Annotated in this window: 12 protein-coding genes; all 12 read right to left on the bottom strand. The window is 71.2% G+C overall.

Annotation, left to right across the window (positions count from 1 at the left end):
- Positions 1-245, bottom strand: a 245-nt coding sequence (locus QLQ85_RS22400; protein ID WP_282741010.1) for a contractile injection system protein, VgrG/Pvc8 family, incomplete at its 3' end; no start/stop codon positions are given.
- A 1-nt stretch (position 246) separates the two neighbouring features.
- A complete protein-coding gene (locus QLQ85_RS22395) occupies positions 247-534 on the bottom strand; it encodes a type VI secretion system PAAR protein (protein WP_282741009.1) in 288 nt (95 codons plus the stop codon).
- A gap of 31 nt (positions 535-565) precedes the next feature.
- Positions 566-1,153 (bottom strand): GNAT family N-acetyltransferase, encoded by a 588-nt coding sequence (locus QLQ85_RS22390; RefSeq protein WP_282741008.1) that lies wholly within the window; start codon positions 1,151-1,153, stop codon positions 566-568.
- A complete protein-coding gene (tssM, locus tag QLQ85_RS22385; protein ID WP_282741007.1) occupies positions 1,137-4,799 on the bottom strand; it encodes a type VI secretion system membrane subunit TssM in 3,663 nt (1,220 codons plus the stop codon). Before tssM ends, QLQ85_RS22390 begins: the two co-directional genes overlap by 17 nt.
- A gap of 91 nt (positions 4,800-4,890) precedes the next feature.
- The gene (gene tssA, locus QLQ85_RS22380) at positions 4,891-6,327 is read right to left on the bottom strand and encodes a type VI secretion system protein TssA (RefSeq protein ID WP_282741006.1); all 1,437 of its coding nucleotides are present in this window, start codon (positions 6,325-6,327) and stop codon (positions 4,891-4,893) included.
- 10 nt (positions 6,328-6,337) lie between these two features.
- Positions 6,338-6,985, bottom strand: coding sequence for a type VI secretion system-associated protein VasI (gene vasI / locus QLQ85_RS22375; RefSeq protein WP_282741005.1), 648 nt, complete (start codon positions 6,983-6,985; stop codon positions 6,338-6,340).
- Positions 6,982-8,586: a sigma-54 interaction domain-containing protein gene (locus QLQ85_RS22370; protein WP_282741004.1), complete on the bottom strand. Its 1,605-nt coding sequence runs from the start codon at positions 8,584-8,586 to the stop codon at positions 6,982-6,984. The genes vasI and QLQ85_RS22370 overlap by 4 nt, the downstream gene beginning before the upstream one ends.
- A 4-nt stretch (positions 8,587-8,590) precedes the next feature.
- Positions 8,591-11,212: a type VI secretion system ATPase TssH gene (tssH, locus tag QLQ85_RS22365; protein ID WP_282741003.1), complete on the bottom strand. Its 2,622-nt coding sequence runs from the start codon at positions 11,210-11,212 to the stop codon at positions 8,591-8,593.
- Between the two features lie 8 nt (positions 11,213-11,220).
- Positions 11,221-12,063 (bottom strand): type IVB secretion system protein IcmH/DotU, encoded by an 843-nt coding sequence (icmH, locus tag QLQ85_RS22360; protein ID WP_282722385.1) that lies wholly within the window; start codon positions 12,061-12,063, stop codon positions 11,221-11,223.
- 3 nt (positions 12,064-12,066) lie between these two features.
- Positions 12,067-13,401 carry a type VI secretion system baseplate subunit TssK gene (tssK, locus tag QLQ85_RS22355; protein ID WP_282741002.1) on the bottom strand — a complete coding sequence of 445 codons (1,335 nt, stop codon included), beginning with the start codon at positions 13,399-13,401 and terminating at the stop codon, positions 12,067-12,069.
- A complete protein-coding gene (tssJ, locus tag QLQ85_RS22350; protein WP_282741001.1) occupies positions 13,401-13,940 on the bottom strand; it encodes a type VI secretion system lipoprotein TssJ in 540 nt (179 codons plus the stop codon). Before tssJ ends, tssK begins: the two co-directional genes overlap by 1 nt.
- Complete coding sequence (gene tagH / locus QLQ85_RS22345; protein WP_282741000.1) at positions 13,937-15,343, bottom strand: type VI secretion system-associated FHA domain protein TagH; 1,407 nt, start codon at positions 15,341-15,343, stop codon at positions 13,937-13,939. Before tagH ends, tssJ begins: the two co-directional genes overlap by 4 nt.
- Positions 15,344-15,349: the final 6 nt, after the last annotated feature.

Below are 15,349 nucleotides of genomic sequence, written 5' to 3'. Positions count from 1 at the left end.
CGGCCGAACGCGGTGGCCACGCCGTGGATGCGGCGCAGCGCCTCGCCGTCCTGCCAGATCGTCAGGGTCAGCTCGCGGTCGAGGAAGGCCTCGGGGGAAAGGTCGCCGTCGCGGCTGGCGAGATTGACGACCAGCGCGAAGGGCGCCGAGAGGGTTTCGGTCAGCGTGAAGTCGACCACCGCCAGGTCGGGCTCAATGGCCCCGGCGAGCACCAGGGTGAACTGCAGTCCGTTCTGGTTGGCCATCTCAGCTGCCCTCCCCTGTGGCCGAGCCGATCACCATCCCACCGCAGCTCACGGCATGGCCGGTGAGCGCCGCCGGCTTGCCGTCGATCAGGATGCTGCCCGAACCCTCGGCGATGGTACGCGGATGCGTCGAGTGATTGGGCTTGTCGTGCGGCGCCAGGGGGTCGCCCTGGCGCGCCACCGGCTTGCCGTCGATCGTCACCGTGGGGCTGCCGGCAGTCACCGGCGTCGGCGGAAAGCCGTCGTGGTCGGTACCGAGGTCGCCCACGCGTACGAGCTTGTGTCCCATCTGTCGTTCTCCTGTGTCGGGTGCCCAGGCCTTAATCCCACTCGGCCGGCGCCTCGAAACTGGCCACGTTCGAGGCGTTCACATGCATGCGCTGGAAGCCGGCCCTCTCCAGGCTGCGGATCGCCGCCTCGCAGGCCAGCGGCAACCGGGTTCGTAGCGGGGTGCCGCTCAGGCTGCGCCGCGCCGCCAGCAGCAGGCGGGCCCCGTGGCCGCTGCCCCGCCACTCCGGCTCGATGAAGAAGAAGCGCAGCTGCCAGGCCGCCTCGTCATCCGGCCGGCAGGCCAGCAGCATGCCCAGCGGCGGCCCCTCGCCGTGCTTGAGCACCAGCAGCCGGCCCTGCCAGTGGGCCACGTGGCTGCCGTCACGCTGCAGCCACAGGCCGCGATGGGCGGTGAACTCGAGGGCTCGCCTGAGCGTCGCCAGGCGAGCCTCGTCGCGCAGCACCCAGGGAGAGTGTCCCCGGGCATCGGCGCGCTGCGCCGCCGCGAGGAAGCGCTCGATATCCTCTTCCCCGGCCGCGTCCAGGCCATCCGCGGTCGCGGTATTGCCCGTCGCCGGTGCGTTGGGCGCCTCCTCATTGCGCGTGCCGGGGAGCAGCCGCTTAAATATCGCCAGCATCGAAGCCTCCCTCGGCGTACAGGGCGGTGGGCAACCGGTAGCCGGCGACCAGCGGGCGCGTGAAGGGGTTGCGCGAGCCGTTGGCGTGCAGCCGATAGCGCATCGAGCCGCCGTCCACGTGGAAGCGCAGCTCCAGGTCGCGCTCGCTGGCGCTGGTGATCTCGGCCTCGTCGAGCAGCCGGAACCAGGCCCAGGCGCCGTCGCGGGTCAGGCTGCGCGGCGAGCGGTTGACCCGGCTCGGCACCAGGGTCACACGGCTCTCGTTGCCGCCACGCAGGGCATTGGGCCAGATCATCGAGACCCGGTTGCTGGCGCTGTGGGCGTACTCGATCAGCTGGCCATCGACGTTGATCACGCTGCGCCGCTTGTCGGGACTGAGGCTGAGCGGCTCCAGCGAGAACTCCACGTCGAGCACGCCGTCGCGGCCGAAGTAGGCCTGGCGGATGTGCTCGGCACGCTCGATGGCGGTGAGCACGCTGTCACGCAGCAGCGGGTTGCCCTCGGCATCGAGCAGTTGCTCCGGCGCCTCCTCGATGAACGGCCGCAGGTTGTCCTGATAGAAGCTGTCGAGGGTGCCACCGGCGGCGAAAAAGGCCTCGAAGTCGCTCAGGGCCACCTCCCGCGAGGCCTCGCGGGCCAGTGGATAGCGGCCGGCCAGTCGATCCTGGTACGGCGCCACCACCTCGTCGAGCCACTGGTGCTCGAGATGCCGAATGGCGCTGGCCATCAGCAGCTGCCAGCTCTGGTCGGCCAGGCTCTCGAGCATCCGGTCCACCGGGGCCGGGGTGTCCTCGGCGATGCGCCTCAGGTTGTGGATGGGGTCGCCGCCGCGCAGCGCCAGGCGGTCACGGGCACTGACGAAGGCCGCACGCCCCGGATCGCTGGCCCCCTGCACCTGACGCAGGTAGTCGCGCAGCTCGGCGATGGCCGTCTTGATCTCGGCGATATCGGCCGGGTTGTCCCCCCGGGCGTCGAGCAGGCCGTTGAGATCGACGAAGTTCCGCTCGATCTCGCCGGCCAGGCGGTAGCGCGGCGAGCGCTCCAGCGCCTGCCGGGCCGCCTCGTCGTCGACCGGCAACTCGGGATAGAGGCGGGTATGGTGGGCGATCTCGTCGAGCAGGCGATCCAGTGGCCGGCTGGCGCCGAGCAGGGTGTCCGCCACCACCACGGCCTGGTCGATATCGGGAATCGGCACCAGGTCGATGTCGTCCAGCACCTGGCGCCAGGTCACGTGATAATCACTGACATAGCGCTCGCGCAGGGCATCGCGCAGCTGACGCTGGTCGGCCTCGCTGAAGGCGATGTCGTCACGCCGGCCCAGTACCCAGAGGTCGATCAGTGCCAGCTCGGTGGCCTGTTCTATCTCCTTGAGGAAATAGCCCTCGAAGCCGTCGCGGGTCACCAGGCTGGGCAGGTGCAGCTTGTCCGGGTCGTCGTTGCGCGCCATGAACACCGCGCTGAAGGCCGGCCCCACGCCCTGGCGAAGGTCCAGCACCGCGCCGCTCCGGCGGTCGCTGTTCGCCTTGAGGGTGGCGTAGACCCGCTCGTCCATGGGCTGGCGCGAGAGCTCCTCCTGGGCGGCCTGGAGGCTGCCGCGCAGCGGGGTCATGGCCAGTTCGGCTTGCCGGTCGCCCGCGGCCACGTGTCCCTCCAGGTCGGTATGGACCAGGGCGTAGTCGAGGTGGTCGAGCAGGCGCTCCTGCACGCTGCCGCGCTGGGGAAACTCGCGCTGCCAGCGCCGGGCCATGAAGTCGTGCACCCGCTCGGGTTGGCGGCCGCTGGCATCGGACATCATGCGCAGGATGCGCAGCAGCGCCAGCTTCTCGTTGCTGCCCGCTTCGGTGCGGTTCATGTCATCCATGATCCCGACCATCAAGGCGGGCAGGAAATGGTACTCGAGCATGGCCAGATAGGCGCCTTCCACATCGCGGCCCACCGAACGCCCCTGGTAGAGCCCCATGTCGGCCAGCCACGGCAGATGCTGGCGATAGTCGCCGAACTCGAGGGTGGCGGCGCGCAGCCGGTCGAGCGGCTCGAGCAGCGCCTGGCCGGTGGGGTCGTCGCCGCGCAGCTCGTCCGGCTGGGCGGCCAGGAAGTCCCGGGCCTTCTCCTCCACGGAGGCGAGTGCGGTGGTGTTCTTCTGGTAGAAGTGGCTCCAGCCGCCGACCAGCACCAGGCCCCCGAGCAGGCAGGCCAGCACGCAGGTCCGCCGCAGGCGTCGACGCCGGCGTGCGGCGCGGGCATTGTCGCCGGCGAGCCCCGCCTCGGGGTAGATCACCTTGTCGAACAGCTCTTCGGTGAAGTAGAGGGCGCTGCGGGCCGCCCGGTGCGCCGGCTGCACGCTGTCGGCCATGCCGTAGCGGCGCGCGGCGGCGTCGACGAAGGGATCCTCGGGCACCCCTTGCTGGTAGACCGAGGTGAAATAGGTGCCCCGCACCATGGCCGCGGTGGAGAAGCGGTCGCTGGAGAGCGCCTCGCACAGGAAACCGAGCAGCACGTCACGCAGGCCGGCGAGCTGGCGCACGAAACGGAACACCGACTCGCGCTCCTCGCGATCGCGGCACTCGGCGAGCAGTGACGGCAGGCTGCGATTGAGCCGGTCGAGCATGTCGTCGTAGGCGGTGGCGAACTCCTCCTCCCACCGGTCGGGCCTGTCGAGGCTGGCGGGGCTGAAGGTGAAGCCCAGGGGCGCACGCCGCGCGGCCCGGGAGTAGTGGCGGAAGAAGTCGTCGAAGCCGTGCAGCAGGTCCATCTTGCTGAAGGTCACGTAGACCGGCAGCCGCGCGCCGTGACGCTCCATCAGCTCGCGCAGGCGAGCCCGCAGCAGCGAGGCGTAGGCCTTGCGCACCGCCACCCTGGCGTCGCTCAGCCGGGCCAGGTCGAGCACCAGGACGACACCGTCGAGCGGCCGCTGGGGGCGATTGCGCTCCAGCCAGTCGACGAAGTGATCCCACAGTCGGCTCTGCAGCTCCTGGGGCTCGCCGCCCTCCAGCGCCCCCTGGGTCAACAGCTCGCCGTCCGGGTCGATCAGCACCGCCTTATCGCCGATCCACCAGTCGAAGCCGAACTGGCCCTTGCGGCCCTGGCCGGACGCCTTCATCACGTGGGTCAGGGCGAAGTTCTGGCCGGAGCGGTTGATCAGGCTGGTCTTGCCAGCGTTCTCGACGCCCATCACCAGGTACCAGGGCAGCCGGTAGCGCGCCCCCGGGCCACCCCCCAGGTTATCGACCAGCTCATTCAGGGTGGCGTCGAGGGACTCCTCCTGCTGCTCGACCTGGACCTGGGCCGGGTCGAGCTGCAGGCGCTCGGCGTGTCGCCGCTCGGCATCCAGCTCGCGCAGCCGCCGCGCCAGGCGAATGCCCCACACCAGCGCCACCAGGGTGACCAGCGCCAGGGTCGCCAGCAGCCGGTTGAGCCAGGGCCCCAGCGGCTGGCTGCCGCGCACTTCCCACATCGGTCCCAACCACCAGATCGCCACGACCAGGGCGGCCAGCAGCAGGCACCAGAGCAGGGCCGAGAGCTTGCTCGCCTTCTTGCCGATCCCCCGGGCCTTGTTGCCATGCCCCTTGGCCAGGTTGGCGTTGCCTTGCGCGCGTGAGGCGCCGGGTACCCAGCGACTCAGCCCTGACTTCAAACCTTTCCACATGAGCCTTATCCCTCGTCCCTGTCGATGGTGTCGTCGAGCACGTTGTCGTGCATGAAGTGGTTCATCCGCCGGATGCCGTTCGTGAATGCCGTCATGTCGCCAGCGAGGCCTCGAGCCGCGACAGCAGCCCCGGCTCCCACTGCGCCAGGTCGATGCCCGCCACGGACTGATGCACCGCCCGATAGTGCTGGGCGGCCAGCGCGGCCAGCCCCGCCTCGTGCAGCAGGTCGGCGCTGGCCAGCCGCCAGTAGGCGGTCTCGCGGGGCGAGCGCGCCTCGGCCAGCCCTCGATCGAGGAGCTGCAGCGCGGCTTCCAGCCCTTCCGCGGCGAGGGCGTCACGGGCCTGCGCCAGCCCCGCCTGCCAGGGGTCGCCGCCGCCATCGCCCGGCGCGGAGGCCGTCCCGCCGGCTGGCGCGCTCTGCAGCCAACGCCGCGTCTCGTCGTCGACGAAGGGGCTGCCGTCGTTGAAGCTCAGCGCCTCCAGGCCGGGCAGCCGCGCGACGAAGCGGGCCGCCTCGTCGCGAATCGCCTCGGCGCAGCGCGGATGGCCGAGCCGCTCGGCCAGGGTCGCGCTCAGCCGGTGACCCTCGAGCCAGTAGGGGCTGACCGCCAGGCTGTTCTCGATGCGCCGCCACAACTCGGCGTCGCCGCCGCGGGTCAGGGCATCGCGGTAGTCCGCCACGCGGTCGGCGGCCACCGGCGCCAGCTCGGTGCGCCCGCCGTCGCGGGAGGCCGGCAGCGCCTGGATGGCGCCCCAGATGGCGTGACGCCGCAGCCGGTAGCACAGCGCCTCCCCCGGCGACTGCTCGTCGAGGAAGTCGGCCATCTTGAGCAGCGCCTGGCGGTTGCCGCGCTCGTTGCCGGCTTCCAGGCGCATCTCCGGCATCTTCGCCGCCGGCGGCGCCTCGTCACGGCCGCGCGTGGTGACGGGCGCCTCGCCGGCGGCGCCGCGCCTGGTGGCCGCCGGCGCCGACGATGCCTGACGGGGCCGTGCCTGCTGCAGCTGACGGCGCAGCTCCACCAGGGCGTCGTCCGGCAACTGTCGATCCCGCGCGCCGGCCAGCAGCGCATCGAGGGCGGCCTGGCAGGCCTGGTGCTCGTCTTCCGCATTGCTGAAGTCGAGCGTCTCGGCGAGCGCCGCCGCCCGCTGGGTGAATTGGCGGAACAGGCGGGGCCGCAGCCGCGCGCCCTTCGGGCCCTGGAAGGGGTAGGCCCGGTCCCACCACTGCTCGAGACTGCCCGCCAGCAGGTGCAGCGACAGGGCGAAACGCACGCCGTCGCCCCCGCGCTGCAGGCAGTGCAGCAGGTGGCCGAGCACCTTGAGGTCCTTGCCGGCCTGGCCGAGCAGTCTCGCCGCCCGCGCCTCGGCGCCTTCCCAGTCGACCTCGCCATGCTGCAGCGAGCCGATCTTCATCATCTCCTCGTCGAGCCAGGCGTAGTCGCTGCTGTCGTCGAGGGGCCGACCCACGCCGTCGGGTTCCAGGGGCGCCAGCAGGGGCGCCAGATGCGCTTCACTGGTGATTCGCATGCCAGGCTCCTTACCAGCGACAGGCGTCGCGCAGCGGTCGAATGTGCTGGCGCAGCCCCGAGAACTCGAAGCGCAGGCCATCCAGCACGCCGAGGTCGCTGCCCAGCACCAGCTCGTCGGCGTCGAGCAGCTGACGCAGGGTGGCGATGGCCGGCAGGCCCCGGCCACCGCTGACCACGTAGCCGCCGTCGCGCACCCGCCACTCCTGCTGCTGCTCGCGGCCGGCGGCCACCAGGCGCAGCCGGGCACGCGGCGCGTTCACGGCCGTCGGCAGATGCAGCTGGAAACGGGTGATCGACTTCTCGCAGGCGATGACCAGCTGCGGGCGCGGCGGCACTGTGCCCAGTGCCGGCACGCTCATCAGCACCTCGTCCGGCGTCTCGTGCACCAGGAAACCCATGTCGTCACCGTCCCGCGCCGCCTCCTGGGCGTCGATCGCATGCCATAGCGCCGGCCGGGGGTCGCCGCCCGCCGATACGTCCTCGGCGGCCTGGAACAGGGCGTCGTAGCACTCCAGCCGTTCCAGCCGCGAGTCCAGCACGGCGCACTCGTGGGCGCTCTCCAGCAGTTCCTCTGCGGCCAGCGCACCGGCGCTGTTGAACAGCACCAGGGCCAGTCCCAGCCACAGCGCCAGGCGAATCGTGAAGCTCACTCTCATTTGGCATCCAGTTCCAGCTGTCGGCACTTGTGTGCCAGGGTCCGCTTGGGCAGGCCGAGACTCTCGGCGGCCAGGGCGCGATTGCCGCCGAACAGCAGCAGGCGCTGGCGGATCAGGTCGGCCTCGTAGTCACGCAGGGCACGGCGCAGGTCGTGCACCTTGCTCGCGGCCGCGGCCGCGTTGTCCTCACCGTCGGTGCCTCTGCCCGGGGCCGTGTCCTCGGGCTCCGGCTGTCCGGGCAGGGCCAGGGGCTCGATATCGTCCCCCGGCCGGGTCATGGCACAGGCGTAGTCGATCAGGTTCTTCAGCTCGCGCACGTTGCCGGGGTAGTCGCGTTCGCGCAGCTGCCGCAGGGCGGCCGGGGTGATGCCGAGCTCGTCGCGCCCTTCACGGGCACTGAAATCGGCGGCGAAGGCCTCGGCCAGCCGGGCGATGTCCTCGCGCCGCTCGCGCAGTGGTGGCAGGGTCAGCGGGAACTGCCCCAGCCGGTAGTAGAGGTCGGCGCGGAAGCGCTGGTCGCGAATCCGCTCGCGCAGCGGCTGGTGCGTCGCCGCCACCAGCCGCAGGTCGGCCTGGCGCTCCTCGCTGGCGCCCAGCGGGCGGTAGCGGCCGCTTTCCAGAACTCGCAGCAGCTTGGCCTGCAGCGGCAGCGGCATGTCGCCGATCTCGTCGAGGAACAGGGTGCCGCCGTCGGCCTGGCTGATCAGGCCCTCGCGGGCCTGGTCGGCCCCGGAGAAGGCGCCCCGGGCATGGCCGAACAGCTCCGACTCGAGCAGCGCTTCGGGAATGGCGGCGCAGTTGATCGCCATAAAGGGCCCGGCGTGACGGGCCGACAGCCGATGAATGGCTCGCGCCACGCGATCCTTGCCGGTGCCGGTCTCGCCCTGCAGCAGCACCGCGAGGTTGGTCTCGGCGGCGCGCACGACCTGGCGGCGCAGCGTCTGCATGGCGGCCGACGTGCCCAGCAGGTCACCGGCCAGGCGTTCGGCGAGCGCCTGGCGGCGTGCGCCATCGTTGAGCTGGGCCAGGGACTGGCGCAGCCGCGCCTCGCGGTGGCGCTCCCCCTGGTGGCGCGACAGCCGGGCCCACAGCCGGCACAGCAGCGATTCGAAGGCGGCGAACTCGGCATCCTCCGCGAGGCCCGCCAGCACGGTGTCATCGCCGGCCATGGCCAGGGTACCGAGCCACTCCCGCTCGCCGTCCAGGGCCCGCAGCGGGCGGACCTCGAGCTGCAGGGTACCGGGCAGCGCGGCCACCTGGGCCTGGAAGTCCGGGTGGTCGAGCCGCGTGCGGGCCTCCGCCAGGCCCAACCGCAACGGCTTGCCCTGGCGGATGGCGTGGGCATAGGGGTGGCGGAAGTCGTCACAGGCCAGCCGGGCGTCGTCGCCGTCGCTGCCCAGCCAACGGCCGCTCTCCTCGAGGTAGAGGCAGGCCACCCAGGCGAGCCCATGGCCGTCGCGCAGCAGCCCGCAGCCGCGCTCGCGCAGCTCGGCGGGGGTGGCGCTCTCGACCAGCGCCAGGGCCCTGGCCATGCCGGCGAGGCCCTGCCCCGTCGGCTGGCCGCCCTCGTTACGACGCCGGTCGATCGCCCTCACGCCCATGGCCTCACAGCACCTCCGCGGTAAAGGCGTCGCTGTCGGCCTCGACGCCCAGCGCCACGCGCGTCACCGGCTCGCGGCGCGCCATCCGATCGAGCAGGGCTCGGGAGACCGGCGGCAGCAGTTCGCCATCGATCACCGACTCGAGCATGCGTGCGCCGTTCTCGCTGCGCGTGGCGCGGGCACAGATGGCATCGGCCAGCGCCGGGTCGAGGACCACCTCGGCCTGGCGATGACGCTCGCGAATGCGCTGGCCCAGGGTGTCGAGCTTGGCGAGCACGATGTCACGCAGGGTGTCGGCGCCCAGCGGGACGTAGGGGACCACCTCCATGCGCGCCAGCAGCGCCGGCTTGAAGAAGTCCGCCAGCACCGGGTAGAGCGCCTCGTCCAGGGCCGCAGGGTCGTCGGCGTGGGCGACGATGGCTTCGAAGCCGAGGTTCGAGGTGAGGAAGAACACCACGTTCTTGCAGTCGATCAGCCGCCCCTCGCCATCGGCCAGTTCGCCCTTGTCGAAGGCCTGGTAGAAGAGGTTGAGCACGTCCGGGTGGGCCTTCTCGACCTCGTCGAGCAGCACCACCGAGTAGGGGCGCTGGCGGATCGCCTCGGTCAGCAGGCCACCCTCGCCGAAGCCCACATAGCCCGGCGGCGAGCCGATCAGCCGCGAGACGGTGTGCTTCTCCTGGTACTCGGACATGTTGATGGTGGTCAGGAACTGGCGGCCGCCGTAGAGGCCTTCGGCGATCTGCACCACGGTCTCGGTCTTGCCCACCCCGCTGGGGCCGACCAGCAGGAAGGCACCCAGCGGCCGGCCGGGGCGGCGCAGGTCGGCGCGGGCGGTGAGCAGGTGGCGATGGACGCGGGCGATGGCCAGGTCCTGGCCCTGCACCAGCCGGCCCAGGGTCTCGGGCAGCTCGGTGAGGCGGGTCAGCTCGTCGCTGGTCATGCGTTCCACCGGCACCCCGGTCCAGTCGCCGATGACCTGGGCGATCTGCGCCTCCTCGACGCTGGCGTTGACCAGCGCGAATTCCTGCTGCAGGTCGCTGAGCCTCGCCTCCTGCTCGACCAGCGCCGCCCGCAGGCTGTCGTGGTCGGCCTCGTCGGCCTCGTCGGCCTCGTCGTCGAGCAGTTGGCGGTGCAGGGCCAGGATCGCATCGACACAGTCGCGCTGGGCCTGCCAGGCATGCTCCAGCGTCGCCAGCTCGTCGTCGAGGCGGGCCAGCCGCTCCTCCAGCTCGGCCAGGTGGGCCGCGTCCGGGCGGCGCCCGAGCTGCGTCTCGCGGTCGAGCTGGTCGCGCTCGCGCCGGGCGGCCAGATGCTCGCTCTTGAGGTGGCTGAGCCGGCGCGGCGGGGTGTCCAGCGCCTGGGAGAGCCGCGCGCAGGCGGTATCGAGCACGTCGATGCCCTTGTCGGGCAGCTTGCGGCCGGCCAGGTAGCGGGCCGAGAGCTCGGCGGCGGCACGCAGCCCGCTGTCACCGACCAGCACCCCGTGGGCGCGCTCGTAGACGTCGCGCAGGCCGCGCAGGATCACCAGTGCCTGCTCGACGCTGGGCTCGGACAGTGCCACCGGCTGGAAACGCCGCGACAGCGCCGGGTCCTTCTCGAAGTACTTCTTGTACTCGCGCCAGGTGGTGGCGGCGATGGTGCGCAGCTCGCCCCGCGCCAGGGCCGGCTTGAGCAGATTGGCAGCGTCGCCGCCGCCTTCCGCGTTGCCGGCGCCGATCAGGGTGTGGGCCTCGTCGATGAACAGCAGGGTCGGCCGCGGGGCGTTCTTGACCTCGTCGATCACCGCCTTGAGGCGCTTCTCGAACTCGCCCTTGACCGCGGCACCGGCCTGCAGGGCGCCGAGGTCGAGCGCCAGCAGCTCGACGTCGGCCAGCGCCGCCGGCACCTCGCCGGCCACGATGCGCGCGGCGAGCCCCTCGACCACCGCGCTCTTGCCGACCCCGGCGTCGCCGATGACGATGGGGTTGTTCTTGCGCCGGCGACCGAGGATGTCGAGCATCTGGTCGATCTCCGGGTCGCGGCACAGCACCGGGTCGAGCTCGCCGCGCCGCGCCTGATCGGTCAGCGAGGTGGCGAAGCGGGCCAGGGCGCTGTCGCCCTGGCTCGCGCCGGGCTGGCGGCGACCCGAGCTCGGCTCCTGGTCCCGGGGCGCCTCGGCGGAGTCCCGGGTCAGCCGCTCGAAGTCGCGGCGCAGGCTCTCGCGGTTGATCTCGGCCAGCAGCGCGGCGCTCTTCGGCCCCAGGTAACGGCCGCTGTTGTGCAGCAGGGCGGTGAAGATCATCCCGCTGCGCAGGGCCTCGTGGGCGAACTCGGTGGTCGCCAGCAGCCAGGCGTCCTGCAGCAGCTCGACCAGCAGCGGCGAGAAGCTCGGCGTGGCCACCTCGAGGTCGCGCGGCGGCCGCGACTCCTCGGCGAGCCGGGCGCGCAGGTCGAGGGCCTCGATGCCCTGCCCGTCGAGCAGGCAGCGCAGGTCGCACAGCGGCTGGTCGATCAGCGCCTGGAGCAGGTGGCCGACGGTGACCTCCGGGGCCTGCTGCTCGGCGCACAGGAGCGCGGCCTGTTCGAGCCCCTGGCGGGAGATGGCGTTGAGTCGGCCGATGAGTGCCGGAAGCTCTACCCTGAGCATGGTCTCTCCTAACGGTAAATCTGATCGAGCAGGGCGCCGACCTGGGCCGCCTGCTGGTCCAGCGACCACGAGAACCCCAGATAGGCCCCCACCATGGCCGCGCCGAACAGCGCGAACACCCCCCACACCGGCAGGCCCCGGCCGTGGCGCCGGCGCCCCGGCACCACGTTGTCGAGCGGCCGGGTCAGCATGTCGTCGGGGGTATCGCCGAGCGCCGCGAGCTGGTCGCCGAGGGCGCGCACCACGTGCTCGTACTCCTCGCGGCCATGGGTCATGACCCGGTAGCGGCCCTCGAAGCCCAGGCACAGGCAGAGGTAGATGAAGGCCAGCATGTCGCGATAGCGCTGCGGTTCCTGCTGCAACCGGGAGAGGATCGAGAAGACCTTCTCGCCCCCCCAGGTCTCGTTGTGGAAGCGGGTCAGCAGCGAGTGCTCCGCCCACTTGCTCTGCTGCCCCCAGGCGGTGCCCATCACGGCTTCGTCGATGAACGAGCAGAGCACATAGCGGTACGCCAGCAGGGTCGGTCGGTCGTAGCCCTGCTCGGTGAGCTCGATCTCGATCGCCGAGATCTCGTCGACCACCTGGCGGTAGAGCCGCTCGATGTCGCCCATGGTGTCGAGCTGGCGCACCCGCACCACCAAGCCCAGCAACGAGCTGGCGGCATCCACCAGCGGGTTGAGGTTGTGGCCGCGCAGGCGGAACCAGTAGTCCTCGTCGGCGTCCAGGTGCTCGGCATGGCTATGGATCAGCCGCTCCAGCCCCCGCTCGTTGATGCGATCCTCGTGGCGGGAGGGGGAGTAGCGGTCGATGGCGCCGGCATCGGGGTCGAATTGCGTGGCAAGATCTTGCATGGCTTAGCTCCTGATCGCCCAGAACTGCATTTCCAGGCCGGGAAATTCGCCCGCCACGTGGAAGGCGAAACCACTGGCGCCGTCGAGCATGCTCCAGGCCTGGCTCTGACGGTCGAGCCGGAAGTAGCTGTAACCGGCGTGATAGGGCAGCTCGCGTGGCGCCACCGGCAGCGGCTCCAGCGGCACCCCCGGCAGTTGCAGGCTGATGAGGTCGCGGATGCGCTCGACGCTGGCCACCTTGGTCTGCTGCAGGAACAGCTTGCGCAGCCGCTCGTTGGGCATGTCGGCGCGTACCGCGAGGATGAAGTCGGCGTCGTCGAGCAGCCCCGCATCCGACAGCGGCGCGACCAGCAGGCCATAGCGTCGCGCCTGCAGCTGGATCGCCAGGGCCCGTGGCTCGAGCACCGTCGACAGCGCCTGGCGCAGGCCCTGCATCAGCATGCGGAAGGCGCGCTCGGGGTGGTCGTGGTCGTAGGCCGGGTACTCCGGCGGCAACCGCGACTCGTCGGTGAAGGTGACCAGCTCGCTGGCGGTCTCGAGCATGGTGTCGAAGAGCCGCTCCGGATGCAGCTGCCCGAGGCGTGCCAGGTGCTGGAAGCGTGGCTGGGCCCGGTTGAGCAGCTGCAGCAGCATGAAGTCGGAGACGTCGGCCACCCCGGTCTGGTGAGGGGTCGAGAGGCGCTGGGCGATGTTGCGCGCCCGCTCGCGCATCAGGCCGGCCATCTCGCCGACGAAGCGTTGCAGGGCGGGTGCCGCCTGGACGTTGAGCAGGGTCGGCAGGAACTGCTCGTCGAGCACCAGGCTGCCGTCGGGGCGCCGCTCGACGATGCGCGCCACCGCCAGGCAGGCGTAGGCGCTGCGGTCGTCGCGCTCGAGCAGCAGGCGGGGGGCGACCCGCGCCACGTCGAGCTCGGTGCTGTCGCCGTCGCGGGAGTGCAAGTCGCGCACGCCGCGCTGGGAGAGCCGATAGCGCGCCGGCAGGTCGTCGCCGGGCCAACGCACCTCGCCCACCGCGTCGGTGGCCAGCGGCAGGCCCAGGTAGACGATCTGGTTGGTGATGCCCGGGTCGTCGATCTCCAGCGGCTGCGGTTCGATGTCGTCGTCGGGCAGCTGGAAGGCGGTGCCATCCGGCATCACCCCGCTGGCACGACTGATGGCGATCCGCCCGAAGCTCAGGAACTCGGCGTTGAGCTCCAGCATCAGGAAGCCGTGGAGGTAGTGGCTGACGCCACGCAGGCGGGCATCGAGCAGCCCCTCCAGGCTGCGCTGCTGCTGCTGGAAGTGCTGCGGCTTGATGAACAGCCCTTCGCTCCATACCACTCGGTTGCGGCTGGCCATTACTCTTCCTTCCTCAGCTCGGCCTCGAGCTCACGCAGTTGCACCAGCAGGTGGTAGTCACCGCCCTGGGCATCGATCTTGACCACCTTCTTCCACTGGGCCTGATCGGGGGCGCTGTAGAAGGCGATGATGCCGATGTAGCGCGTCTGTTCGTCGACCTCGAAGGGCTCGTAGAACTTCCACTGACCGGGCAGCAGGGTGAAGTCGTCATGGGTCAGGTAGTTGGTGCCCAGGGCCTCCTCGAGGTCGCTGCGCAGTTGGTCAAGGTCGGCGGCCATCAGCATGGAGTCGTCCTTGAGCTGCAGGATCTGGAAGCGCAGCGGCGTGCCGTCGCCGTCGACGTTGGGGTTGACGCCGGGCTCGGCGACCATGGCGAGGTCGACCCGGGTCGGCCGCGCCTCGGGATAGCCCACCGGGATCGCGGGATCCTTCATGACCTGCCAGGTCTTGCCGGCCGCTTCACGGGTCGAGGCACAGCCGCCGAGCAGCAGCGCCGCCACGACCACCCACAGCCAGGCCAGCTGTCGAGTCGTGCTCATGCGCCCTCCCGCTGCTGGCGGCGCACCGACTGGTCGTAGGCCTGCTCGAAGACCTCCCAGAACAGCTTGGCGAAGCCCTGCTGTCGGCCGGAGTTCAGCTCCTGGTAGTAGTGGCGATACATCTCCCAGGCCCAGCCCCCCTCGTCCTCGAGGCGGTTACCGGCACCGCGGTAGGCATGGAAGCGCTTGAGCAGGGCGTCGGGAGCGAAGGCGTCGAGAATCGACTGCAGCGCCTGGCCGATGGCCTCCTCGACCGCCGCCTGGTGCTGCCCCTGGTGGGCCAGGCACTCGGCCACGGCCGCCGGTGCCGAGAGATGCACCGGACTGCGCCGGGCGGAGAACAGCGTCTCCACGGTCTCGCCGTAGGGCTGACCCAGGCGCAGGGGGTTGTCCTCGATGGGCTGCAAGCGCCGATCGCGCAGCGGATAGCGGCTGTCGTCCTGGGCCTGGTGCAGCGCCTGCAGGCCGTCGATGGCGGCGCGCAGGGTATTGCCGGCCTCCTCGAGGAAGGCCTGCTGCTCTTCGCTGTCGCGGAAGCGCAGGTCGGCGCCCAGGGCACGCAGCAGGGGATCCGCGCCGACATGCCCGGTGGCGACCGGCGTCGCCTCCTGCCAGCGGTCCTCGAGTTGCTCGCCGACCGAGCGTTCCAGGTCGTTCAGCAGCCGTTCGTCCATTTCCCTGTTCATCTCCGTGGTGTCCTCGTGTCGTCGAATCGTCGGCTCGGTGTGCACCGTCTCGTGCCGGCCCCGTGGGTGATAGTCCGCTGCCACCGTGGTCGCGCCTTCCAGCTCGTCGAGCAAGGGATCGGTGAAGTCGATCGCCTCCTCGCCGGGGTGCTCCAGGGCGGTGAGCGGGTCGCGATGGCTGGCGCCGGGCGTCGCTTCGCCGAGCGCCTCCAGGGGGTCGTCATGCCGCGGCGGCATCAAGCCCGCCGCCGACGAAGCCTGGACCAGCGGCATGCCCTGCCCCGCCAGCGCCTCCTGCTCCTCGTTGATCAGCGCCGTCAGCGGCTGGGCCCCGGGCTGACTGGCCTGACGATCGCCGAGGTGCACCCGCAGGTGATACTCGCCGAGGCGCAGCTCGTCGCCGTCGCGCAGGGCGACCCGCCGGTCACGGCCGAGCGGCAGGGTGGCGTGGTTGATGAAGGTATGGCCGCTGCGGTCGATCAGGCAGAAGCGGCCGTCCTGGCGCTGGATCTGGGCGTGACCGGGGCGGATGCGCCCGGCATGGTCCTGCAGCAACCAGTCGTCGCCCGCCCCGCTGCCCAGGGAGCCCCCGGCCTCGTGGAAGACGTGGCTGCTGGTGGAGCGGCCTTCCAGGCGCTCGCTGTTGATGACCACCAGGGTGATGGCCGTGTGGGCAGTGGCATGGCGCTCGGTGGCATGAGGGTAAGCGGCTTGCATGGGCGT

The sequence above is a fragment of the Halomonas kalidii genome, assembly GCF_030010475.1.
GTDB lineage: Bacteria > Pseudomonadota > Gammaproteobacteria > Pseudomonadales > Halomonadaceae > Halomonas > Halomonas heilongjiangensis.
Note: the sequence above shows the minus strand (reverse complement) of the source record. Positions and strands in the feature narration are given on the sequence as shown.